The 23,911-nt window shown below is 70.7% G+C and carries 16 protein-coding genes and 1 pseudogene; 3 read left to right on the top strand and 14 right to left on the bottom strand.

The genetic code is table 11. The features are described 5' to 3' along the window. The 13 genes from ACFWEP_RS13330 to ACFWEP_RS13390 all read right to left on the bottom strand — a co-directional run. A partial coding sequence (locus ACFWEP_RS13330) for a glycoside hydrolase family 48 protein (RefSeq protein ID WP_387369567.1) occupies positions 1-2,601 on the bottom strand: 2,601 nt, incomplete at its 3' end. 177 nt (positions 2,602-2,778) lie between these two features. Further along, a complete protein-coding gene (locus ACFWEP_RS13335; RefSeq protein ID WP_387369536.1) occupies positions 2,779-4,311 on the bottom strand; it encodes an endo-1,4-beta-xylanase in 1,533 nt (510 codons plus the stop codon). 996 nt (positions 4,312-5,307) lie between these two features. Continuing rightward, the gene (locus tag ACFWEP_RS13340) at positions 5,308-6,666 is read right to left on the bottom strand and encodes an MFS transporter (RefSeq protein ID WP_387369538.1); all 1,359 of its coding nucleotides are present in this window, start codon (positions 6,664-6,666) and stop codon (positions 5,308-5,310) included. A 28-nt stretch (positions 6,667-6,694) separates the two neighbouring features. Next, positions 6,695-7,963, bottom strand: a complete 1,269-nt coding sequence (ngcE, locus tag ACFWEP_RS13345; RefSeq protein ID WP_387369540.1) for an N-acetylglucosamine/diacetylchitobiose ABC transporter substrate-binding protein — start codon at positions 7,961-7,963, stop codon at positions 6,695-6,697. A gap of 17 nt (positions 7,964-7,980) precedes the next feature. Beyond that, a complete protein-coding gene (locus ACFWEP_RS13350) occupies positions 7,981-9,123 on the bottom strand; it encodes an acyl-CoA dehydrogenase family protein (RefSeq protein WP_387369542.1) in 1,143 nt (380 codons plus the stop codon). Beyond that, the gene (locus tag ACFWEP_RS13355; RefSeq protein WP_387369544.1) at positions 9,120-9,917 is read right to left on the bottom strand and encodes an HAD family hydrolase; all 798 of its coding nucleotides are present in this window, start codon (positions 9,915-9,917) and stop codon (positions 9,120-9,122) included. The genes ACFWEP_RS13350 and ACFWEP_RS13355 overlap by 4 nt, the downstream gene beginning before the upstream one ends. Then, positions 9,914-11,338, bottom strand: coding sequence for a condensation domain-containing protein (locus ACFWEP_RS13360; protein ID WP_387369546.1), 1,425 nt, complete (start codon positions 11,336-11,338; stop codon positions 9,914-9,916). The genes ACFWEP_RS13355 and ACFWEP_RS13360 overlap by 4 nt, the downstream gene beginning before the upstream one ends. Next, positions 11,335-12,069, bottom strand: coding sequence for a 4'-phosphopantetheinyl transferase family protein (locus ACFWEP_RS13365; RefSeq protein WP_387369548.1), 735 nt, complete (start codon positions 12,067-12,069; stop codon positions 11,335-11,337). The genes ACFWEP_RS13360 and ACFWEP_RS13365 overlap by 4 nt, the downstream gene beginning before the upstream one ends. Then, a complete protein-coding gene (locus tag ACFWEP_RS13370) occupies positions 12,036-12,788 on the bottom strand; it encodes a class II aldolase/adducin family protein (protein WP_387369550.1) in 753 nt (250 codons plus the stop codon). Before ACFWEP_RS13370 ends, ACFWEP_RS13365 begins: the two co-directional genes overlap by 34 nt. Continuing rightward, entirely contained in the window at positions 12,785-13,495 is a 711-nt protein-coding gene (locus tag ACFWEP_RS13375; protein WP_387369553.1) for a dihydrodipicolinate reductase C-terminal domain-containing protein, read from the bottom strand. Before ACFWEP_RS13375 ends, ACFWEP_RS13370 begins: the two co-directional genes overlap by 4 nt. Then, positions 13,485-13,748: a hypothetical protein gene (locus ACFWEP_RS13380; RefSeq protein WP_387369555.1), complete on the bottom strand. Its 264-nt coding sequence runs from the start codon at positions 13,746-13,748 to the stop codon at positions 13,485-13,487. The genes ACFWEP_RS13375 and ACFWEP_RS13380 overlap by 11 nt, the downstream gene beginning before the upstream one ends. Before the next feature lie 56 nt (positions 13,749-13,804). Next, positions 13,805-15,244, bottom strand: a complete 1,440-nt coding sequence (locus ACFWEP_RS13385; RefSeq protein ID WP_387369557.1) for a class I adenylate-forming enzyme family protein — start codon at positions 15,242-15,244, stop codon at positions 13,805-13,807. A 3-nt stretch (positions 15,245-15,247) separates the two neighbouring features. Continuing rightward, complete coding sequence (locus ACFWEP_RS13390) at positions 15,248-16,555, bottom strand: nitroreductase family protein (RefSeq protein WP_387369559.1); 1,308 nt, start codon at positions 16,553-16,555, stop codon at positions 15,248-15,250. Between the two features lie 719 nt (positions 16,556-17,274). Here ACFWEP_RS13390 and ACFWEP_RS13395 point away from each other — a divergent pair. After that, complete coding sequence (locus ACFWEP_RS13395; RefSeq protein WP_387369561.1) at positions 17,275-18,504, top strand: damage-control phosphatase ARMT1 family protein; 1,230 nt, start codon at positions 17,275-17,277, stop codon at positions 18,502-18,504. Positions 18,505-18,653: 149 nt separating this feature from the next. Here ACFWEP_RS13395 and ACFWEP_RS13400 read toward each other — a convergent pair. Further along, positions 18,654-20,549: pseudogene (locus ACFWEP_RS13400) on the bottom strand (beta-galactosidase); the annotation flags it as partial. Positions 20,550-20,627: 78 nt separating this feature from the next. On the opposite strand from ACFWEP_RS13400, the gene ACFWEP_RS13405 reads away from it, so the two are divergent. Then, on the top strand, positions 20,628-21,644 hold the full coding sequence (locus tag ACFWEP_RS13405) for a LacI family DNA-binding transcriptional regulator (RefSeq protein WP_387369563.1): 1,017 nt from the start codon (positions 20,628-20,630) through the stop codon (positions 21,642-21,644). 935 nt (positions 21,645-22,579) lie between these two features. Continuing rightward, positions 22,580-23,905, top strand: a complete 1,326-nt coding sequence (locus ACFWEP_RS13410) for a carbohydrate ABC transporter substrate-binding protein (protein WP_387369565.1) — start codon at positions 22,580-22,582, stop codon at positions 23,903-23,905. Positions 23,906-23,911 lie beyond the last annotated feature (6 nt).

A 23,911-nucleotide genomic window follows, 5' to 3' on the forward strand; every position in this document is an offset into this window, starting at 1 on the left:
ACATAGGCCTCCGCCGCCGCCCTCGACGACATTTCGCCCTGGTCGGGGGCATAATCGGGCCACGACGAACATCTTCCGGACAATGCGGGTCAAGGGCTCCTGCCGCGCGCCCGTGTGAAGGGATCGTGACGGGGCACGGGGGCGCCCGGTGCCGAAGGTGCTCGCGCCGCCGTCGGAGGTGAACCAGTACCGCAGTTTCACCGTCGACAGGTCGATCGGGGCGCTGCCGGTGTTGACCACCTGGAGGCCCATCCGGATCTGGTTGTCACCGGCGGAGGAGTCGCTGTTCTTGTACTGGACCTTCACCGCGCCGGTGCCGGTCGAGCCGCCCGACTTCGTGGTGGCGGCGAGCGCGGCCGACAGCGCCGAGGTGTTGCCGGCCGCGTCCCGGGCCGCGACCGCGTAGCTGTACGCGGTGGCCGCGGCGAGACCCGAGTCCGTGAACGTCGTGGTGGTGGCGTTCCCCGCCAGCACCCCGTTGCGGTACACGTCATAGCCGGTCACGGCGGTGTTGTCGGTGGCCGCCGACCAGGAGAGCGAGACACTGTTGGCGGTCGTCGCCGTCACGGTGAGACCGGCCGGGACGGTCGGCGCCTGGGTGTCCCCGCTCGGCGTGCCGCCCTGGACCAGCAGCTCCGCGTAGATCGCGAAGGCCAGCGCGAGCGCGGCCTGCGCCCAGAACCGGTGGTAGGTGAACGTGGGGGCGGCGCCGCCGTCCAGGTAGGCCTGCACCTTCGGCCAGTCCGGGTCGTTCTTGTACCAGCTGCGGATGGAGATGAAGGTCGAACCCGGCTTGATCGGGTCGCCGTTCGGCATCTTGCCCGACCAGCCGGCGGGGATGTACACCTCGTCGTCGAACCGGTTGTAGTCGCGCCGGGTCTCCGGCACCGAGATGCCCTTGGTGGTGGCGTTCAGCGCCATCGCGTCCAGCAGCGCCTTGGCGAGCGCCGCCGCGTTCTGGTCACCCGACTTGGCGGCGTAGTAGGTGAGGGTCTTGACGTACGCGGCGCCCACACCGACGTCGTTGGCGTAGTCCAGCACCGTGACGTGCAGGCCCGCGTTGGTCCCGGGGGACGCCGCGTTCCAGGTGTCCGGCTGGCCCGACCAGTTGAGCGTGGAGGGGAAGCGGAAGCTGCCGTCGGAGCCCACCGTCGTCTCGGACGAGGCCCAGGCGACCCACTTGGACAGAATGGCCTTCGCGGACGCGTTGCCCGTCTCGTGGTAGTAGGCCGCGAGGCGCTCCATGCCCCAGGCCTGGAAGCCGAACCAGTTGTTGCTCGCCGGGTCGTGGTAGACCGGCTGCCAGTCGTAGGCCATGCCGTAGAAGGTCGGCGTACCGGTCGGCGGCTTGCTGTAACTCCCCTCCCAGCTGTTGGTGCAGCCGCCCGCGAACGCCCCCTCGCTCGACTGGAGCCAGGTCAGGAACTCCAGCTGCCGGGTCAGGCTCTTGGACCAGTCACCCCTGGCCGTGGCCGACTTGGGAGTCAGCGCCGGCACGTTGGACAGCGCCCAGGCTGCCAGCGGGTTCTGGTAGCCCTGGTGGGAGGCGCTGTCACCGATGCGCCAGGCCCATCCGCCGCCGCTTCCCGCCGCGGCCCCGCCCCACGCGTAGTACCAGGAGAGCAGGTAGTGCTGGGAGTCACGGCCGGAACCGGCCGGGCAGGAAGCCGGGTCGGTGCAGTCGCCGACCCGCTTGAAGTACTTGTCGAACATCGCGTACCGGAGGTAGTCGCCCATCTTGGCGGCCTTCGCGAGCGAGCCCGCGACCTCGCTCCCCTTGCCCTGGGCGGTGGCCCAGCGGTACGCCCAGTAGGCAGCCTGCACCGCGCGGGCGTCGGCGTCCGGCGCGTTGGTGTACTTCCACTGCTTGGCGTAGCTGGAGTCGCCGACGAACAGATCGAGATATCCGTTGGCGCCGCCGTACTTGAACAGGTCCGTGGTGGGCTGCGGAACCGTCTCCCACACCGACTCCTGCGCACCGCGCTGGTAGGTGTTGATGAAGGAGGCTCCGGCGCCCGGCCCGGCCTCGCCACCGGTGCCCGGCTTGTTGCCGTAGCCGTAGACGTTGTCCAGGTCCATCAGCCAGTGCATGCCGTAGACGTCCATCGTCCCGTAGGACGCGGCGAGTTCCGTGGCGAGCGGGTCCGCGCCGGACTTGACCGTGCCGTTCAGGGCGGAGGGGTAGGCGCTCGGCAGCGGATGCTCCGGGGCGTAGGTCGCGGGGGCCGAGGGGTTGTAGGAGTCGGCGGTCGACTGGTCCGCGTGCTGGGGGATGATGGTCTTCTCGGCCACGGCCCAGGCGGCGTTGAAGGGCGCCCAGTTTCCGGTCACCCTGCCGTAAGCGGCTTCCAGCCACATCCAGAAGCTGACGGCCTCCGACGTGGTCTGGTGACCGTGGTCGGGAGCCTCGACCATCAGGGTCTCGACGGAGTGGTACGGCAGACCGTCCGGGCTGAAGTAGCCGTTGGCGGACGCCTTGATCTTGCCGTACTGGGTCAGGAACGCCTGGGTGTACGGGTCGTCGGCCGCAGCCGCGGTCGCGAGGGTGCCGGCGTCGGCCGCCCGGGACGCGGGCTTGGCGACGGCGATGCCCTGCGCCATACCGAAGGCGAGGACGCTGCCACCCAGGGCGCCGCTGAATGTTCTACGTGAAATCGACACAAATCCTCCGCTGGCGGGTGTCGTTGGGGGGAAGGGGGGGGTGAAGAAGGGGGTCGGGGGTCGAGCGGGGAGCCGCCACGGGGGTGCGAGGCGGTGCGGCCGGGGGGCGGCCGGAGGTCAGGGCTCGATGCCCCAGACCAACTCGTCACCCGCGTAGACGGCGATCTTCGGGGCGTCCGCGTACGAGGTGCCGGTGCTCCGGCTGTAGTCGTCCGACTCGTCGAAGGCGGACCAGTCCGTCTTGTTCAGTCGCAGCTGGATCTCGCCCGTAGAGGCGCCCGGAGCGAGGCTGCCGCCGGTGAAGCCCACTTCGAGGTAGTGGTCCGCGCCGGCTTTCGGGGTGTCCATGGCGACCACCCGGTGAGTCACGGTGGAGCAGCCTATCGGCGACCAGTCGCACCAACTGCTGTAACTGGAAGCCCCGTTGCCTGCGGTGAACCAGTAGCGGACCTTCACGTCCGTGAGGCCGCGCGCCGCCCCGCCGGTGTTCACCAGTTGGAGACCGGGTTTGATCTGGTTGTCGCCCACCGACGCGTCACTGTTGCGGTACTGCGCCTTGAGCGCCCCCGGTTCGCCGCCCTGCCCGCCGTCGTCACCGCCCAGGGCCGTGCGCACGGCGGCGTGGGCGGGCTTCGGCAGCAGGTTCTCGTCGTACAGATTGGCCGCGCCCTGACCGGGGAACGTGCTCGGGACCCACGAGTACTTGTCCGTGTAGTCCCAGACCGTGATGCCGACGCAGCGCTCGACCGCCAGGCAGGCCTCGACCACTTGCCGGTAGTACGCGGACTGGGTGGCGGACTTGGTGGTATCGGACGGCAGTTGCATGCGAACGTCGAGTTCCGTGACCGCCACGTCGAGGCCGAGGTCGGCGAAGCGCTTCATGTTCGCCTGCATCTGGTACGGGAAGCCGTACTGGACGGCCAGATGCGCCTGCATCCCTACTCCGTCGAGCGGTACGCCCTCGTCGAGCAGTTCGCTCACCAGGGCGTACATGGCGTCGCTCTTCGCGCCGAGCCCCTCGATGTTGTAGTCGTTGAGGTACAGCTTGGCGTCCGGGTCCGCGGCATGGGCGGCGCGCAGGGCGGTGGCGATGTAGTCGGTGCCCATGGCGGTGTAGAAGGGGCTGGTGCGGAAGGTCCCGTCCTCGTTGAACGGCTCGTTCACCACGTCCCACGCGGTGACCGCGCCGCGGTAGTGCGTGGCCTCCTCGGTGATGTGACGGGTCATCGCCGCCTCGACCTGCGCCGACGGCAGGGCGCCGACCCAGTTCGGCAACTGGCTGTGCCAGACGAGGGTGTGACCGCGCACGGTCTGGTCGTGCTGCGCCGCGAAGGCGGTGATCACGTCGCCCTTGGTGAAGTTGAACTGGCCCTGTACGGGCTCGGTGGTGTCCCACTTCATCGAGTTGCCGGGGGTGATCTGTCCGAACTCGGAGCCCAGGGTGGCCGTGTAGGCGGCATCGGACAGTTCGGAGTTGTCGGTGGCGGAGCCGAAGTACTTGCCCTGGGCCTCGGCGAGTTCATGCAGTGTGCTCTGCTGGGCCGCGGTGGCCGGCCCACCCGACAGTGCGAACGCGAGAGTGAGGGATCCGACCAGGAGGGCGGGGAGCCCTCTGGTACGTCTGTGTCCGCAGCGCATCACCGAGCTCATGGCAAACGCCTTCCTCTGCCGGGCAGCGTGGAGCGTGACGGGGAGCGCGTCGGCGCCCCGGCACGCCCTTTCTCCACCCGGTGCCGGGGGAGAAAGGGGGTGGGTTGGACTGGGGGTGGACTGTGCGGGTTCCTGGCTGTGGGAGCGCTCCCAAGGTGGCGTGGTGATGCGCACCTGTCAAGACCTGAATCACAATTGCCTTACGGGCGCGTTAACGCGACCACACGTTGAACGGGCGCTCCCTCGGGCCGGGTTGGCGGCCGGCGAAGGGGCGTGCCCTGCGACCGGGGTGGCGAAACCTCCGGGTGGCGAGCAAGCCCTCCCGGCCGCGGGACGAACACCGGCGGGGTGTGCGGACGCCGCGGCGGAGCAGCTCGGCCGCGCGCGGCGGGAGCTGCGTCACGCCCGTGGTCGCGACGTGCGGAGCGGGTTGCCTCCAGCGGTGCGCGGATGGCGGGCCGTGCTTCCGGGGCGCCGGGGACCGGTGTTCACCGCTGCGAAGTCGGTCGGGTTCGATGTCGGTTGAGCGCTGCCCGGCCAGAGAGGGCCGTGCTCCCGGCGCCCACTCGTGCGGACCGGCCGGAAGCACGGCTGCGTCCCGCAGAGCTGTTCCGGCCGGTGCGCCGGGAGCCCGTACCCGACTCCGCTGCTCGACGGGAAATCCCTGCCCCGGCAAGACGTGGGACGATCGGGGCAGTGCCGGCGGACGGTGGTGCCGTGCACGGGGCAGGAAGGGGCCGGCTCCGGCCTTTGTGACGCCCCCGGGGGGTGGTCACGTCGGCGCCCTGCGCAACGGCCGCCCGGCCAGTGCGATGACTGGCGACGCCCTGGGAGTTTGCGACAACAAAGTCGACGGTGGCGAGGTCCTCTGCCGCGCTGTCGGTCATGGCCGGAGCGGATCACCGGCTTCGCCCCCGGCGCGTGCTCTTCGCGTACGGCCGCCCGGTCCGGGAGCCGCCCCGCCCAAGGGGTGGAGAAGCCCCGGCCCCGCGAACCTCAGGCGGCGGGTTCCCCCACTGCCGCATCCTCTCCGTCGCCGCTCCGCCGGGAGTTCCTGACCGAGGACAGGGCGAGCAGGAGGGCGGGCAGCACGACGATCGCGGCGGCGACGGTGAGCGCGGGGAAGCCGTAGTGGCCGACCACGACGCCGGAGCACGCGCTGCCGAGGGCCCCGCACAGCAGCATCAGGGTGTCGGACCCTCCTTGGGCGAGCAGTCGGTGTTCGGCGGTCACGGACTCCGACAGGAGTACGGAGCCGGTGACCATGACGCACGACCAGCCGAGACCCAGTAGGAGCAGGCCCAGCGCGGACGCCCAGGACACGGTCGCCGGGGACGTGCCGAGCGTCAGGAACGAGGTCAGGCTCAACAGCAGCCCGACCACCAGGGTGGTGGGACGTCCGATGCGGTCGGCCAGTCGGCCGAAGACCGGAGAGAACCCCGACATGCCGGCCAAGTGCAGGCTGAAGGCGAACCCGACCCAGCCCATCGACATGCCCGAGTGGCTGATGTGCAGCATCGTCATCGCCATCAGGGACACCATCACGAGGTGGCTGGTGGACAGGGCCACCAGGCTCAGTCTGGCGTCGGGGGCGGCGTAGGTGCTGAGGGGGGCGACACGGCGGGGCTTGGTCCGCTCACCGGGCGGTCGGAGCCCCTGCCGGGAGTGCAGCAGCGGATCGGGCCGCAACCAGATGCCGATCATGCCGACGGCTATCAGGAATCCGACCAGGGCGAACAGAAAGTTGCCCGAGAGATCGGGCATGTCCAGGGCGTGGTCGACCGCCGCCGCCGCGCCGGACAGGTTCGGCCCGGTGATCGAGCCGATCGTCGAGGCCCAGAGCACGAAGGAGACCGCACGGCCCCGGTCCTTCTCCGTGGCCAGGTCGCCGGCGGCGAACCGGGCCTGCAAACCGCTCACCTGGGCCGATCCGTAGAGAACCATGCCCAGGACGAACAGCCAGAAGTTCGACGACAGCGCGGCGGCCACGCACACCACCGCTCCCACCGCGCCCACCAGATAGCCGGACATCAGTGCGCGCCGGCGGCCGTGCTGATGGGCGACCGCCGCCAGGACCGCCGCCGCGGCGGCGGACCCCAGCGTCGAGGCGGTCAGCTCCAGTCCGACCAACTCCGGGGAACCGGCCAGTTCCGCCGCCATGAGCGTGGCGACACCGAAGCCGGTCGCGACGCCGACGCCCGCCACTGTCTGGGTGAGTGCCAGGGTGCGCACCGTGCGCCGCTGCAGCCGGTCACGGCCCGTGCTCCCGGTGGCGTGCTCCGCCCCACCGGCCGGGTCGATTCTGTTGTCCTGCGCGCACATGGTGACTCCGGTGTTCGACGTATCGACGGGCACGGCTCCCGCGGGAGCCGTGCCCGGGTGGTCAGCGTGGGTACTTGGCGATGCTGGTGTCGGCGGCGATGAGGTCGGACTCCCGCTGGCAGCGGACGCTCCACTCGTGCGGGGTGATGTCCCCGGTCATCAGCTCGGCCGTGACACGGCCGAGCCCTTTGTACAGGTCCCGGTAGCGCAGGTGGAAGCCGATGGCGAAGGTGTGCTCGCCGGCCCGCTCGATCACGTCGCGGACCACTCCGAGGCTGGCGCCGGGAGGCAGGCCGTCCGCCGCTCCGGCCACCACGCTGAGTTCCTCCGTGGTCTCGGAGAAGGTCCGGGCGACCTGCCGCGAGGTGATGATGCGCAGCAGTTCCAGGCCCCCGTCCGGGTTCTTCGCCTTGGTCGGTACCATGAACGGCTCACCGGCGACCGCCATCACGGCGTCGTAGGGGAGGGCGTTGGCCGTGCCGATGCTCGGCACGGGGGCCAGCCGCATCTCGAAGCCCGCCGGAGTGATGCCGCGCATCTCGCTCTCCAGCCAGGAGCCGCAGGGGATGAACGCCGCCTTGCCGCGTACGAACTGCTCCTGGGCCTCCATGTACGTCATCCGGGAGGTGCCGGGCAGGATGTAGTCCCGGCGGACCAGCTCGTACATCGCCTCGGCCGCGGCCACGACCGCGTCCGCCCGCCACGCGTGCGGCTCCAGGTTGTCGATGTCACGCACGATGTGCGGGCCGGCGAGCTTCGTCGCCATCGACAGCAGGACCCGGAAGAGCGGTGCCAGGAAGTCACCCGCGTACGTCCACGGCGCGATCCCGGCCCTCTTGATCTCGGCGCACAGCTCCAGCATCCCCTCCCAGGTCCTGGGGTACTCCCAACCGTGCTCGGTGAAGAGGGACTTGGCGTGAAACAGATCGAACACCTTGTAGGCGTAGTTGATCGCGTAGCAGCGTCCGCCGAAGGTGGTCATCTCCAGCGTGCCGGGCAGCAACGACTCTGCGACGGTCCGGCCGGGATCGTCCACCGAGGGCGATTCGAGCAGGGGCGTCAGATCCATGAGCTGGCCCTCGTTGGAGAGCCGGCCGAGGTCCATCATCGCCAGACCGGACGAACTCGCCAAGTCCGGTGGGTTCCCGGCGGCGAACCGGGGCTCCAGGGCGGCGGGCACGTCGTTGACTCCGGTGTGCAGGACTTCGGAGCCCGGGAAGCGCTCCTGGTAGACCGACTCGGCGAGCCTGATGAAGGCGTCGTCGTAACCGGCCTTGTGTGCCACGACCTCGAGAGGCGCGTTCGCCGGTACCTCGAACTGACTGTTCATGCAGTTCTCTCCCCTTCTCACAGCGCGCCCGAGATGACGACGCGCTGGATCTGATTGGTGCCTTCGACTATCTGGAGCAACTTGGCTTCTCTCATCCAGCGTTCGACCGGATGGTCCTTCACGTAGCCGTAGCCGCCGAGTACCTGGACCGCGTCGGTGGTCACGCGCATGGCCATGTCCGTGGCGAACAGCTTCGCCTTGGCCGCCTCGACGGAGTGGGGCTTGCCGTGGTCCCGGAGCCGTGCCGCGGACACCACCAGAGCCCGTGCCGCCGAGATCTGGGTGGCCATGTCCGCGAGCATGAATCCCACTCCCTGGAAGGAGATGATGGGCTGGCCGAACTGCTCACGTGACTTCGCGTACCGCGTCGCGTAGTCCAGCGCGGCCTGGGCCAGTCCCACCGCGCAGGCCGCGTTGGAGAGGCGCCCGACGTCGAACGCGTTCATCGCGAGGAGAAATCCCTTGCCTTCCCGGCCGATCAGCCGGTCGGCGGGGACCCGTGCCCCTTCGAACACCATCTGGGCGGTCGGGGACGAGGAGACGCCCATTTTGTTCTCGCGTCGCTGCGGCAGCACCCCCGGGGTGCGGGCGTCGACCGACAGGCACGACAGCCCGCGCGCGCCGCGGCCGCCGGTGCGGCAGTAGACGGTGTAGAAGTCGGCGACCCCGCCGTGCGTGGTCCAGGACTTCGTACCGTCCACCACGTAGACGTCGTCCTCACGGGTCGCCTTGGTCGTCACCGAGGCGGCGTCCGAGCCGGCCTGCGGCTCCGACAGGCAGGTGGCACCGAGGAGTTCACCGCCGAGCATGTCGGGCAGGAAGCGCTTGCGCTGCTCCGGCGACCCGTGGTGCACCATCCCGTAGCAGGACAGCGTGTGTACGTACACCGATTCGGCCACGCAGAGCCACCGCTGTGCGAGTACCTCCAGGACCTGTACGTACACCTCGTAAGGGACCCCTCCGCCGCCGTACTCGACGGGATGGGGGAGTCCCAGGAACCCGGAACGCCCGAGCGTGCGCAACACCTCCCGGGGAAACTCCGAACGGGCCTCGAACTCGTCCGCCCGTGGGGCGAGTTCGCGGTCGGCGATGTCGATCGCCAGACCGATCAGGTCCGTCGCGTCCTGCGAGGGCAGAATCCTCTGTACTTTCGCCGTCACAGCGCCACTTCCTTTCCCACGATCCGTTCGAGTACGACCGCCACTCCGTCGTCGTCGCAACCGGGCGCCACCTCGTCGGCCAGCGGGTGCAGTTCGGGCCGGCCGTTGGCCATCATCACGCCGTGTCCGGCCCACGCCAGCATCGGCAGATCCGCCTCCGCGTCGCCGAAAGCGACGACCTGTGAGGCGTCGATCCCCCGGGCCTCGCAGAGCCGTCCGAGCGTGCCTACCTTGGTCACCCCGGGAGCGACGAGGTCGACGAACCCCCTGCCGTGATGGGCGACGTCCGCGAGGCCGTCCACCACGCGTGCCAACGCGTCGGGGCGGTGTTCGCCGAGACCGTCCCCGATCGCCCACATCTTCAGGACGGGTTCGTCGATGAGGAGCGGGTCGGCGTGGAACGAGGGGCCGATCAGGAGCCTTCCGGGATACCCGGGCTGGTAGCCGAGCGGTCCCGACCGCAGGACCCAGCCGAGGCTCAGGCCGGGGAAGTGCGCGGCGATGCGCCGGGCGATCTCCACCGAGTCCGCGGGCGCCAGCGTGCTGCTCCACGTCAGGGCCGTGGACGGCAGGGTGTGGACGGCCGCGCCGATGCAGCACACCGCTTCGCCGGTCAGCGAAAGATCGGACACGAACCCCTCGATGGCGGCGGAGTGCCTGGCGGTGACGAAGACGATCTCCACTCCCGCGTCCCGCGCCCGTGCCACCGCCGTACGTGTCCTCGCCGAGATCGAGCGGTCCGAACGCAGCAGGGTGCCGTCCAGGTCCACGGCTGCCATCTTGAAAGCGCTCATGACCGGCCCGCCCGCACGTCGAACAGTTCGTGCACCCGGGTCGCCGGACTCCCGGTGCCGAGCGCCAGGACCCTGTCGAGTTCGGCGAGGAAGTCCTTCGCCCATGCCTCGCCATAGCGGTCGCTCCGGTAGCGGAACTCCAGGGAGATCCCGTCGGGGCGGCGGAAGCCGAGGACCCGCAGCCCGCCTCTGGGGACCTCGGGCGTGGGCAGCGTGACCCGCCGCACGGAGAGCCCCGGCGGCTGGGTGAAGGTGTCCATCGCGTAGTCGAGTACGTCGAAATTGAGGTACGGGGGCATGCCGGCCGGGTCGCCGTAGCGGGCACCGTACTGCGGGTGGCCCAGTTCTTTCATGATCAGGGAGTGCGGAATCCGCTGGTGCCGCATGGCGTCCCAGAGGGTACGCCCCACCAGGCCCACCAGGTCGGAGAAGGTGGTGGACCCGTCGAATGTGGTGCGGAAGGTGGCCACGGTCGCCAGATAACCGACGAGGTGCTGCGTCTCGGGCCGGGTCCTGTTGCCCAGCGATCCGAACAGGGCGACCGTGCCGGCCGCCTCGTCCCCCACGGTGTCGAGTCGCCGCCGCCACACCGTGGCCTTCACCGCTGCTCCGACCACGGAGATGAGGCTGGTGCCCAGTGACTCCGCGAACGCGTCGATGGACTTGGTCCGCTCACTGTCGATGAAGGTCGACAGCTTCACCAGTCTGGCCGGTCCTTCGACGCCGCCCGCCGGATCGACCAGTCCGGACGAGGGGATGGGGTCGATGCCGTCGAACTGCTCGCGCCAGTAGCCCATCAGACGTTCGAGCACGGGGCCGCGCAGGTAGCCGCGCTCCCACGCGGCGAAGTCGGGGAACTGCACCGGGAGGTGGGGGAGCCGCGGTTCCCGTCCCGCGGCCAGCGACTCGTAGAGGGCGAAGAGCTCACTGATCAGGGTGCGCACCGACAGAGCGTCGATGTTCACGTGGTCCATGGTCATGCACAGCACATGGGTGTGCTCGTCCACCCTGACCACCATTCGGCGGAAGAGCGGCCCGGTGGAGAGCTCGAACGGCCGAACGGCGTCCTCGGCCAGCAGGGCGAGTGCGTGGTCCAAGCGCCGGTCGGGCGCGGTGTCCTCGACCGACACCACCCGCAACGGCTCTTGGAGGTCGGGCAGCACCGCCAGGGTGTGGCCGGCCGGGTCGACCGGGAAGCACAGGCGGAGCGACTCGTGCCGGTGGCCGAGGATCTCCAGACAGCGTTCGAGCAGCGTGACGTCCAGGGGCCCCTCGAAGATCAGGCCCACCGGGATCTTGTTGTTGACCAACTGCACGTGCCGGCCGGTTTCGAGCCGCTCCTCCTGGGTGAAGGAGACGGGAAGCCGCCCTTCGCGTGCCGTTGGGGTGATCAGCAGCGGTGATGCGTGCGGGGTGCTCACGGTGTCCTTTCGGCGGGGAACTCCGGGATTTCCGGAACGGTCGGGGGAGGCGCGGAAGAGGTGGTTCCCGCGGTCAGGACGTGTACCGCTCCCGGGGAGCCGGGCGGACCGGACACGGCCACGGCCACGAGGTCCCCCGCGAACGGGGGCAGCACCCGCCACGCGTGGCCGCGCCACCGGCCCGCCAGTTGGAACGGGACGACAGGAACGCGCCCGGGACGGAAGGCGACCCCTTCCCCGCACGCCTTCAGACACGACTCCTGCACCGTCCACAGGGCGGTGAAGGCGCGTGACCGCAGGCCTTCGGGGAGCGACGCCATCCACTCGCGGTCCTGCGGACGGCAGCAGCGGGCGATCAGACCGGGGGACGGAAGGGCCGGCGTCTGCACGTCCACCCCGACGTCCCGGCCGGCGGCCATCGCGACGGCGACCGCGTTCCCGCTGTGCGAGACGCTGATCCCGATCCGGACGTCCGTGAGCAGCACCGGCTTCCCCCTGCAGTCGGGGATTACGGGAGCGGTGGCGTACCGCGGACCGAACACGCGGTTCAGCGACCAGCGGAGCAGGCCCCGTCCCTCCCGGTAGTCCTGCCTCGCCGCGGCGGGGCGGTCGCGCAGGCCCTCACGGTCCGCGTCGCTCAGCGGGGTGTCCGCGAACGTACCCCGACTGGCGAGCGCGACCTGGATGCCGGGCCCCCTCACGCCCGTGGCCAGGAAGAGGTCTCCGGGCACGCGCGGCGTACCCGCCGCACGCTGTGGTCCCAGTAGGAGCGCACGGACAGGTCCGCGTAGATGAAGTCCCGCTTCAGCCGGACGTCCTGGAGACTGGAGGAGGTGTACCGTGCCCCGCTGCTCTCGGCGAGGAGTTGCAGACGGCAGGCGCGCTCCAGCACGGTCGCGAAGACGGCCGCGTGCCGGACGCTCTTGCCGACCACCACCCCGCCGTGGTTGCGCAGGAACACCCCGTTGCCGTCCGCCAGGGCCTCGGCGATCGCGTCCCCGGTGGCGATGTCCAGCACCGTGTTGCTGGTGGTGGTGAAGAGCCCGGTCCGGCCCGCGAACCAGGCTCCCTCGTGGGAGACCGGACGCAGTTCGAGATCGGTGGCTCCGAAGACCAGCGTGTGGGGCGCGTGGGAGTGGACGATGGCGTTCACATCGGGCCGGGCCCGGTAGATCGCCTGGTGCAGGGGGAGTTCGGGCGGGGCGAGAGAGGGGGCGGGCAGGGTGTGGTCCACGTGTGCCTGGACGATCTGTTCCGGTGTGGCCTCGTCGAAGCCGCACAGGGCGTTCTTGATGAAAAAGGTGTCCGACCCCGGGGCGCGGGCGGAGATCTGCCCCTGGTTGAAGTCGTCGTGTCCGTCGAGCGACAGCATGCGCGCGCCCAGGGCGATCTGGGTGAACAGTCGCTGATGGACCGTCGGAACCGGGTTCGTCCCGGAGATCACAGTCACTGGTACTCCGCTGCGTGGTGGTGGAGCAGGTCCTCGTAGACCGCGTCCATGGACTCCATCCCTGCCTTTCTCCCGTGCACCCAGCGCGCCGCCGCCGTCGCGCCGGCCGCCGCGGCCTCCAGCGATCCGACCGAGTGGCACAGCGACAGGGTCTCGGCCTGCCACGTCCACATCACCTCGTGGTCGCTGACGGCGAGGCCGCCGCGCAGGGAGCTGACGTCGTCGGGGTCACCGCCGCTCAGCGCCGACCAGGTGCGGCCCAGCTCCACCGCGGTCGCACTGGGGCGGTGCGCCTTGGTCACCGGATGGCGTTCCCGTACGCTCGCCCGCGGCCTGAACGCCTCGGGCAGGGCCGCTACCTCGCGGAGCAGCCGGGTCTGGAGGTAGTGGCCGAGCGAGAGGTTCGCCGCCCGGACGACCGGTACCGTCCTGGCCAGCACGCGCAGTTGGTCCCACTGCCGGTCGTCCAGGTTGGACACGCACTCGATCAGCGGGGTCCGGTTGCGCTCGCAGTACGCGCGCACCTGGTCCTGCGCACCGGGCCCGCTGGCATCGATCACGACGTCGGGTGTTCTCTCCGCCCGCCAGCCGCGCCGCGTACAGGTGAGGACGACGGACAGTCCCTCCGCACGGGCGTGCCCGGCGACGGCGCTGCCGAGCCGGCCGCCGCCGATGACGCCGACCGAGGGACCGGGCTCACGCCTCAACCGAATCCATTCCCTTCCGCACGAGGGGGACCAGGGTGTCCAGGCTCTCGAAGACCTCGTTGCCGGCGTCGGGGTCTATGTACACCCCGAGGTCGTTCTCGATCGCGTCGATCAGCCGCATGTACGAGAGGGAGGAATAGTTGAGGCCGCGCAAGGCCCCCTTGGCGTCGGCGATGTCCGCCTCGGTGATGTTGCCGTCGCCCGATTCGATGACGAGCGCGACCAACCGGGCACGCAGAGCGTCGTCGTTCATGTCAGTTCTCCTTGTGTCTCTCGCGAAACCACTGTCAGGTGCCGCACCGGTCACGATCACCGGTGGTGGGCGGTGAGCTCGCGCAGTGCTGCCAGGGAGGGCTTGCCGATGGAGTTGACCGGGAGCCGGTCGAGAACGAGGACGCGCGTCGGCACCTTGAAGGCGGCCAGTCGCTCCCGGCAGTGGTCCCGCACGGCGGCGCCGTCCAGCGACGCCCCTCCGGTCACCGCGGCGGCCACCAGCGAGTCACCGTGCTGATCGGTGTCCTCGAACACCACGACGTCGTGCACGCCGGCGACGCCGCGCAGGACGTCGGCCACTTCGACCGGGTCGACCTTGCGGCCACCGACGTTGATCGCCCGGCCGGTGCGGCCGGTGATGTGCAGGATGCCCTGGTCGAGCGAGCCCTCGTCACCGGTCCGATAGCGGCCTCGTGCGTCCAGCCGGGACTCGAAGACCCCTGGCGCGTTGAGGTAGCGCGAGCCCATGGACTCGCTGACGACGTGGATCGGGCCCGGACTGCCCGGGGTTCCGGCCCACAGAGTGACACCCGGAAGGGCCGGGCCGAGTCCGTCGAGGCCCTGCTCGTCGTGCGCGAAGGTCAGCGGTCCGGCCTCGGCCACACCGTAGTAGTTGCGGATGACGACCCCGGTACGCGAAGCGAAGGCCTCCTTCGTCTCCGGACGCAGCGGTGCGCCCGAGGAGATGGCCACCTCGATCCGCCGGGCCACGTCCTGGGCCAGCCCGCGGCGCAGCACCGACTCGTACAGGGCCGGGAAGCCGACCAGCCGGGTCGCTCCGACGGATTCGATGAGCCGGGCCGTCCGGCCGCCGGTGGGCAGCCCCCGGCTGAGGTGCAGCGAGGAACCCGTGAGGAAAACCGACAGCAACGAGGTGTTGAACGCCAGGCCGTTGGAGAGCCCGGCGAAGCAAGCCACCCGGTCGTCGGCGCCGAGGCCGGTGCCCTCCGCCCAGTTCGCCGCCGCTGCCGCGACGGCGCCGCCGGAGAACTCGATGCAGTTCGGCTTGCCGGTCGTGCCGGAGGTGAACCGGCAGACCTCCGTGTCGTCCAGCAGCATCGGACGCTCCGCCGGCGCGGCCGTCCGGCCGACGCGGAGCGTACCGGTTCCGGAGGCGAGCAAATCTCCCGGCACGGCCGGCGACTTTCCGTCCGACGGCGCGTCGCGCACCAGCAGATCGAGCCCGCACTCCTCGGTGATCAGGGAGAGCTCACGGGGGCCGAAGCTGGAGTCGATGAGGAAGGGGACGTCCCCGGCGAGCAGGACCGCGACGTAGCACACCACGTACTCGGCCGAGTTGGAGGCGACCAGTCCCACCCGGGACGGTTCGTCGCCGCGCCGGAGGCGGCGGAACGCCTCGGCGGTCCCGGTGGCCCGGGAGAGCACCTCGCCGTAGGTGAGTCCGGTGCCGGGATCGGTGACGGCGAGCCGGGAAGCATGACGCCGGGCCGCCTCGGTGAAGAGATCGCTCAGCATCGCTCATCCCTCGCTCTGCGCGTAGGCGACGGGCATACGGTCCCACTTGACTCCGCCACGACCCGTGGCGCCCAGGGAGAGGAGGTAGACGGGGTCGTGGTCCTCGGGCAGCCCGGAAGCGGTGCGCCACAGCGCGGCGTCGAATCCCCCGACCGCGGTGACGCCCAGCCCGGCGGCCGTGGCTCCGAGGTAGAGGAGGTGGGCCGTGCCTCCTGCCCGGAAGAGCAACTCCCGCAGGCAGGCGGACCGGCGGGTCACCAGGTCCGCCCGCGGTGCGTGGAACACCACGAACGCCGCCGCGTGCCGGAGGTGTTCCTGCCCCATGCACGCACGGACGACGAGGTCGCCGTCCGGCGCCTTCGCCAGCGGGGGCGCGGGCTCGCCCGACAGCCGGAACACCCGGGAGGGAGCCCCCTCGACCGTACGGGCCAGCACGGTCACACCGAGCTCTCCGCTCGGCGGGAGATCCGTGCGCAGTGCGGTCGCGGCGGCTGCCAGCGTCAGGTCCAGCACGTCCGCGGGCACGGCGGACGGCACGTACCGCTTGCTCGATCTGCGTCGCCGGGAGAGCGCGGTCCACCGTGGGGCGGACAGTTCGGGAACGGGCCGGGCCGAAGGGCCGGGGCGCGTGAGAGGCCGCGCACCCGGGACGGGCTTGGGGGCCTCGTCGCCCGGGAGCACGGGCAGCAGTGACTCCCAGCAGACCTGTTCCATCCATGAGGGACCCTCGGTGGCAGGGCCCTCCGCGTGGACACTCCAGCCGTCGGGGAGCGCCGCGTCGCCGGTGGTGCCGACACGCAGTAACGAGTGGATCTCGCGGCAACGGTCCACCAGCCCCAGAAGCACTTCCATCGGGCGGCGGTCGAAGCGCAGCAGGAGTTCGGTGCCGCGCCCCTGGCTCGTCCCGAGCGCGTTCACCGCCATGTGGGCGGCGTCCAGCTGGGTGTAGAGGTAGCCCCGGTCCGCGTACTTGCGCATGGACAGCCAAGGCCGGGTCACCAGCACCAGGAGCGCACCCCCGGGTTCCGGTGGGTCGATGCCGGCCAGCAGGCACTGGTCGCGCACCGACGCCTCCCCCGCCCCGACGCGCCGGCACCGTCGGCGCACCGGATCGACGGCCAGCACCTGGCCCGTCCGGGTGCCGTGGCCCGCGAGGACGACGTAGAACTCGTACGGGTAGATCGCTCCGGCCGAGGGCACGGCCCGCTCGCCCCCGCCGCCGACGGCCACCGAGCCTTCTACGGCACGCAGCGCGGCCGCCAGCCCCGCCGACGTCGTCACACGGTTGTCCAGCCGGGTTTCGGGCGACACCAACGCCATTCTGCCCCAAAGGCTCTCTCGCCCAGAATGCCCAATTAACGGGCGGGTCGGAGCCTTCTGATTGTGCATCAAATCGCGCTCCTAAATCCTTCACGGTTCAATGAACAGTGGGACGACAGGAAACACAATGCAAAGAATCGTCCATTTCTTTGAGTGATCGAAGAAATTGACAGCAACGAAAGATCCACAGGGGCGAAAGCGCTGGTCATGCGCCGAACTCCCCCGTAGAACAGGCCAATTGGTCTGGTCCAAAAAACGTAGCACGGTCCACTGGGGATAGGCCACCCCGCACACATCAGGTGAGACGGGAGGAGCGAATGCGTGGAGTTTTCGGCATCCATGAATCGTGGGACAGGTGACGGTGACTACGGATGTCTGGGTAGATGCAGGGCGTTTTCGGTAAATGTGGGGGCGACGGCTCCGATCTCCATGAGCTCAAGGAGTATTCCGCTTCGAGCGGTACGAAGGAGCGAGGGGTCGCCCGCGAAGGGCGGCACCCATGGCCCGGACGGGCCGCCGCCCGCCCTTCGGCACTCCTCCCGGCCCGGTGGCGGGCGCGGCGTCCCCCGCCGGTCGCGGCTCCGGATCCGGCCCCGCGCCGCGACGGCTGACGTCCTCGCCCACCCCGGAGCGACCGGCGGGCCGCAGCGGCCGCGAGGATCCTGTTGGGATCATGGTCGCGTGAGCGACACGCGAAGGGCTGGGGCACCATGACAGAGAAGATCCACCGCGCGAGGGGCGAAGAGTCTGCTCGACGAGGCACCGGCCCGGTCCGTGCTCCGGTCGTCCGGAGCGACGAGCTCGGCTCGTTCGCCCGGGGCGTACTGGCCGAGCGCCACCCCGCCCTCGTCCGGCAGGTGCGGGACGCCTTCCCGTACGGCCGCCGCCAGCACGAGGCCCTCGACGTGCTGCTGGCCGAGATCACCGACGACGTCGTCGGGCCGCTCCCCGCCGAGGACGACGACCACGACCATGCGCACTGGGCTGCCTGGGGGCAGGAGTACTTCGGGGGCTCCTGGTACGACGCCCCGTTCCTGTGGGCGGAGAACTACTTCTACCGCAGGCTCCTCGGCGCCGTCGGGTACTTCGGCACGGGCCCGTGGCGCGGAGTCGATCCCTTCGCGCCGTCCAAGCGGGCCGAACTGCGGGGCGAGGCGGTGGAAGGGGAGCTGCGGGCGCTGGACGCGCTCGCCGACGCTCCGGCCGGCCGGCGGGGCGCGGCGCTCCTGCACGCCTCGCTCTGGGGCAACCGCGCGGACCTCGGCTTCCGGATCTCGGCGGGAGGGCCGGCGGAGAGCGGCGTCGTGGCCCCGGCACTGGTCGCCGACGACAGCGCCACACTGTGGCAGCTCCTGCCCGCCGGGAGTCCTGCCACGGTCGCGGTGGTGGCCGACAACGCCGGACGTGAGCTGATTCCCGATCTCGTCCTCATCGACCACCTCCTCGGACATGGGCACGCCGAGCGGGTCGTGCTGTACGTCAAGCCGTCCCCGTACTTCGTCTCCGACGCGATGACCGCCGACGTGGTCGACTGTCTGCGCCGCCTCGTCGAGGCGCCCGGCGAAGCGGGCCGGACCGGGGAGCGGCTCTGGACGGCGATGGCCGCCGGAGCGGTGGAGGTCCGCACCCACCCGTTCTTCTGTGCGCCGTTCCCGTACGAGGAGATGCCCGACGACCTGCGCAAGGAGTTCCGGGGGGCCGCCCTCACCATCCTGAAGGGGGACCTCAACTACCGTCGCCTGGTGGGCGACCGGCGGTGGGGCGCGACCGACTCGTTCGCCGGGCTCACCGCCCACTTCCCCGGGGCCGTCGCGGCGCTCCGGACGCTGAAGTCCGATGTCGTCGTCGGCCTGGAGCCGGGAGTGCTCGACAACCTCGAACGGTCCGGGGCCGCGTGGCGGACGAGCGGCACGCACGCGCTGATCCAGGCGCGGAGGTAGACCCGCACGAGACCTGACGCCGGAGGCCGGCGGGCGGCCCCGGGACGCAGTCCGCGGGCTCGGCTCTCGCCGGCCGCCCGTCGCACCCCCGAGGGGTGGGCGGCGCCCCAGCGGCCGGGCACCCCCCCCCGCGGCGGGGGGGCCGGGCCGGCGAACACATCGGTGTTCTCCGCCCGCGGGCCCCGGTCGGGGCGCTCCCGGAACTCGATTTCCTCGCCCAGCTTCTCCAGTTCGAGGACCGCGATGGTGTTGACACCGGACCGCAGCAGCGGTGCCGGGCAGTAGAGGGTCACCTGGGGCCCCGCCTCCCGGTAGCGGCCGAGCAGGAACCCGTTGACCCAGACGAAGCCGCGGCGTGACCCGGGCAGCGCCAGAAAGGTGTCCGCCGGAGCGTCGACGTGGAGCTCGGCGACGGCGAATCCGCCGGCCGCGGCGGCGACGGGACCGCCAGGCGTACCCGACGGCCCCGCGGCGAGCGCCCCGGGCGGCTCCGTGCCCGCGACGAGCGCCTCGGACAGTTCCGCGTCGGACCACTCCTGGAGCGCGACCGCTGCGCTCTCCCAGCCCTGCACCGTGCGCCGGTCGACCAGGACGGGGCCGAGAAGGCCCTTGTGCCCGCCGACGGTCGGTCCGTAGTTGATCCGGCCGAGGTTCTCGACCAGGATCTCCAGCGTCACCACCTCGCCCGCTCCCTCCAGGGGAAGCTCCCGGGAGTCGGCGTCGGCGATGCCGAGGAAGGTGCCGTCGGCGAAGACGAGGGCACGGTCGCGCACGTCGCTCAGGGTCAGCTGGTGCGTGCCCGCCGGGACGCGCGGGTGCGCGGTGTACAGGACCATGCCCGCGTCCAGGCCGAGCTGTTCGAACGTGGCGGGGCGCGGAGCGGTGCGGGTGTTCGCGGGGGGCACGGCGCGAAGCCCGGAGAGGAGGCCGGCGTGGCGTGCGAGCGGTACGCGGGCGGGCGGCAGCACCGGCATCCGCTCGGGCGACCGGAGGGGGCCCTCGGCGCCGAACACCTCGCGCATGGCGAAGAACTTGGGCGTGAGCGAGCCGTCCTCGGCGATCGGCGCGTCGGAGTCGTAGCTGGTCACCACGGGTTCCAGTCGGCCGTCCGTCTCGTTGGCACCCGCCCAGAGGCCGAAGTTGGTGCCGCCGTGCGCCATGTAGATGCTCACACCGCCACCGTCCGCGATGATGCCGCGCAGGGTGTGCACGGCGCTCTCCACCCCGCGTACGTGGTGCTTCTTGCCCCAGTGGTCGAACCAGCCGCTCCAGAACTCGGCCACCAGGAAGGGCTCTTCGGGACGCCTGCCGGCGAGGAGCTTCCGGGCGGCCTCGGGCTTGGAGCCCAGGGTGGCGGCCATCAGGGTGCCCGGCAGGGAGCCGCCGTCCAGCATCAGCTCGGTGGGGCCGTCCGCCGTGAACAGCAGCTCCTCGATGCCCCGTTCGGTCAGGGCGTCGCGGCTCCAGCGCATGTAGGCGTGGTCGTCGCCGTAGCTGCCGAACTCGTTCTCCACCTGCACCGCGACGACCGGTCCGCCACGGGACGCCTGGAGGGCCGCGATGCGGGGGATCAGCTCGTCGAACCAGGTGCCGAGGGCGGAGGTGAACGCCGGGTCGGAGCTGCGCGGGGCGAGGTCGCGTCCGGTGATCCAACCCGGCAGACCGCCGTTGGACCATTCCGCGCAGATGTAGGGGCCGGGCCTGACGATGACGTCGAGGCCCTCCTCGCCCACCATGCGGATGAACCGCTCGAGGTCGCGCCAGCCGTCGAAGTCCGCCGGCCGGTCCTCACGGGGCTGATGGAAGTTCCACGCCACGTACGTGTCGACGGTGTTGAGCCCGAGATCGGCGATCCGGCGGATGCGGTCCCGCCAGAGGTCGGGATGAACCCGGAAGTAGTGCAGCGCTCCCGACAGAATCCGGTGCGGAAGGCCGTTGCGGTACATGCGGCCATCGCGCCAGGACAGTGCTGCGGTGGCGGGGCCCGCCGTCGCAGCGTCCGTGGGGCGTGCCGGGGCGATGTGTGTCGTGGGCGGCTCAGTCACGGCGCGAGCGTATGTTATCGATGACATGTATAACAAGCTTGGTAGAGTCCAGCAGCCGATCCCGGAGGATGGAGCGACTTGAACGAGGACATCGCGAGGCCGAGGCAGCCGAGCATGGCCGACGTGGCCCGCATCGCCGGCGTTTCGGCGCAGACGGTGTCACGTGCGCTGCGCGGTTCGCCGAACGTCACCCCCGACACCAACCGGCGCGTGCTCGCCGCCGTGGAGCAGGCCGGCTACCGGTTCAACAGCGCCGCCAGGGCGCTGTCTTCGGGGCGCAGTCACACCATCGGGCTCGTCCTGCTGGAGTCCGGCGGGTACTACTCGCGCTCGGCGGTGACCGCCGGTGTCGAGTCGGCGGCGGGCGCGGCAGGGTACGCGGTGAGCATCGCGACCATCGCCGGGCTCGACGCCGGCCTGATGGAGCGTTCCCTCGCCAAGCTCGCCGACCAGGGTGTCGATGGTCTGGTGATCGCCGTGCCGCTCATCTCGGTGACGCAGAAGATAGAGGACCTCACCCGCGAGATCCCGACCGTCACCCTCGACGGGTCGCGGACGCAGGGGGCCCGGGTGCTCGGGATCGACCAGGCCGAGGCGGGGCGCCTGGCCACGCAGCACCTGCTCGACCTGGGCCATCGGCAGATCTGGCACATCGCCGGGCCGGACGAGTGGATCGAGGCGCGCCAACGGCGCCAGGGCTGGCGGGAGTGCCTGGACGCGGCCGGGATCGAGGCACCGACCCCTCTGGAAGGGGACTGGTCGCCCGACTCAGGGTACCGGCAGGGGCAGATCGTCGCGATGATCCCGGAGATCACCGCGGTCTTCGTCGCGAGCGACGAGATGGCGTTCGGGGTGATCAGAGCCCTGCGTGAGCGCGGCCGTTCGGTGCCCGACGACGTCTCCATCGTGAGCGTCGACGACATCGCGCTGGCGGCCTACTGCGCACCGCCCCTGACGACCGTCCGGCAGGACTTCTACGGCTACGGCGCGGCGGCCGTCACGCTGTTGCTCCAGGGGGAGGCCGCCGTCGAGGAGTCGACCGTCACCGCCTCCCTGTCGGTGCGCGGCTCCACCGCACCGCCCCGCCAGAGCTGAGGCCGGGGGCCCCTCCTGTGCCGGAGGTGGGGCTGCGCCGCCCCGCCGGGAGTTGCGCCGCCCCGCCGGGAGTGAGGCCGCCGCGCCGGGAGTAAGGCCGCAGCGCCGGGAGTAAGGCCGGGGCTCCTCGCGCCCGGCGGGGCCGGGTGTCCGCCCGCGTCCCACTGGGCCGCCCGCGTCCCACTGGGCCGCCCGTGTCCCACCGGGCCGCTCGCGGGCCGCACGCGTCCCGCCGGTCGTCACCGCGTCCCACTGGGCCGCCCGCGGCCCGCACGCGTCCCGCCGGTCGTCACCGCGTCCCACCGGCCGCCCGCGTCCCGCCGGGCCGTCACCGCCCCACCCGCACGCTCGCCCGTGTCGGCCGATCCGACCCTGTTGTCACTAGACGCCCGAGTTGGCCGACTCGTGACGATCACCCGGGTCCGCCCCGTCCGACTCCCGTCCCGGGCGCGCCCTTTCGTCCCGCTCGCGCGCGGTTCGCGACGGTTCGGCGCCGGCTTTGCGCGGGATTCGACAGGGTCCTTGCGAAAACGTTATGGACCGCCCCGTGGCGGTCCGCGGAGTGCGTGACCGCCTCCGCGCGTTCCTGCCGCGACGCCGGAACTCCCTTGTGCGCATGGAGTGCTGGCGTCCGATCGCGCTCCGTGAGTGCCCCCGCCCGGGGTCGCGCCCCGGTCCGCCGCGACGTGCGGATCGGTCCCGGTGTGCCCCGTTCGGCGAATCGACCTCATCTGACCCCTTGCGCCGTCATGTGATCGATGCCATCGTACGCACCATGTTATCGGTGCCACCGTAACAACGCCGGATCAACGAAGATCCAAATCCGGCACTGCGGTGGCGCGGCGCGCGGTGACGGGACCCTCGACGGGGGCCCATCGCGCCCGCTCTGCCACTCGCAGTCAGGTGGGCAGTTGTCCACGGGAAGGACCCCCCAAATGAGGAAGTCGCTCGCCTTTGCGGGCACCGCTGTGACGGTGCTCGGGCTGCTCGCCACCGGATGTTCGGGAGGCGGGGACAGCGCGGACTCGGGCAAGACGACCCTCAAGGTCGCCGCCCTCGAAGGCGGCTACGGCCGGGACATGTACGCCCAGGTCATCAAGGCCTACGAGGCGACCCACCCGGACGTGGACGTCCAGCTCCAGATCTCGAAGAGCATCGAGGACGAGATCACCCCGAACATGAAGGCCGGCAAGTACCCGGACGTCGTGGTGCTCGGCCAGGGCCGCAAGGCCGCCCTCACCGAGACGCTGGTCAAGGACAAGGCCGTCGAGGACCTCACCCCGGTCCTCAAGACGAAGGTCCCCGGCGAGGACAAGACGGTCGGCGACAAGCTCACCGAGGGCATCGTCGGCAACCTGAACACCAACCCGTACGGCACGGACAAGACGTACCTGATGCCGATGTACTACGCGCCGACCGGGCTGTTCTACAACCAGGGCCTGTTCGAGAAGAACGGCTGGAAGACCCCGGCCACCTGGGACGAGATGTTCGCGCTCGGCGACAAGGCGAAGAAGGCGGGCATACCCCTCTTCACCTACCCGACCGCCGGTTACCTCGACTCGTACTTCTTCGCGCTGCTCGCCGACGTCGGCGGGGAGCAGTTCTACACCGACGTCATGACGTACAAGAAGGACATCTGGAAGTCGGCGAACGCCAAGAAGGCGCTCGACATCACCACCAAGCTGCTCAGCTACGCCGCGCCGACCACCGTCGGCTACGCCAACGAGCAGGACTTCACCAAGAACCAGCAGTCGATCCTGGACGACAAGGCGCTGTTCATGCCGAACGGCACCTGGATCACCGGTGAGATGGCGGACGCCCCGCGCGCCGACGGCTTCACCTGGGGCCTGACCCCGCTGCCGGCCGTCACCGCGGGCGCCAAGCGCTACCTGACGACCTCGGTCGAGTCGGTCTGGGTCCCCAGCGCCGCCCAGCACAAGGACGCGGCGAAGGACTTCGTCGCCTACCTGTACTCCGACGAGGCGGCGAAGATCTTCGCCAAGTCGAACGCGATCCAGCCGATCCAGGGCATCGCCGACAGCCTGACCGGTGAGAGCGCCTCGTTCTACAAGCTCTACGAGGACCCGTCGGTCTCCGCGCTCGTCGGCGGCTTCGCGAGCACCTCGCCGGTCGAGGGCGTCGACATCAAGGCCACGCTCTTCGACACCGCCAACAGCATCATCAGCGGCGACACCACCGAAGCCAAGTGGCAGTCCGCGCTGAACGAGGCCAGCGAGAAGCTGCGCCAGGCGGCCAACTGACGTGCC

Source organism: Streptomyces sp. NPDC060198 (genome assembly GCF_042728415.1).
Taxonomy (GTDB): domain Bacteria; phylum Actinomycetota; class Actinomycetes; order Streptomycetales; family Streptomycetaceae; genus Streptomyces.

What these genes read in the sequence shown, in the direction of transcription:
- ACFWEP_RS13395 (WP_387369561.1), top strand. Translation starts at nt 17,275, where the DNA reads ATGACAGAGAAGATCCACCGCGCGAGGGGCGAAGAGTCTGCTCGACGA.
- ACFWEP_RS13380 (WP_387369555.1), bottom strand. Translation starts at nt 13,748, where the DNA reads ATGAACGACGACGCTCTGCGTGCCCGGTTGGTCGCGCTCGTCATCGAA.
- ACFWEP_RS13385 (WP_387369557.1), bottom strand. Translation starts at nt 15,244, where the DNA reads ATGCTGAGCGATCTCTTCACCGAGGCGGCCCGGCGTCATGCTTCCCGG.
- ACFWEP_RS13355 (WP_387369544.1), bottom strand. Translation starts at nt 9,917, where the DNA reads ATGAGCGCTTTCAAGATGGCAGCCGTGGACCTGGACGGCACCCTGCTG.
- ACFWEP_RS13335 (WP_387369536.1), bottom strand. Translation starts at nt 4,311, where the DNA reads ATGAGCTCGGTGATGCGCTGCGGACACAGACGTACCAGAGGGCTCCCC.
- ngcE (WP_387369540.1), bottom strand. Translation starts at nt 7,963, where the DNA reads ATGAACAGTCAGTTCGAGGTACCGGCGAACGCGCCTCTCGAGGTCGTG.
- ACFWEP_RS13410 (WP_387369565.1), top strand. Translation starts at nt 22,580, where the DNA reads ATGAGGAAGTCGCTCGCCTTTGCGGGCACCGCTGTGACGGTGCTCGGG.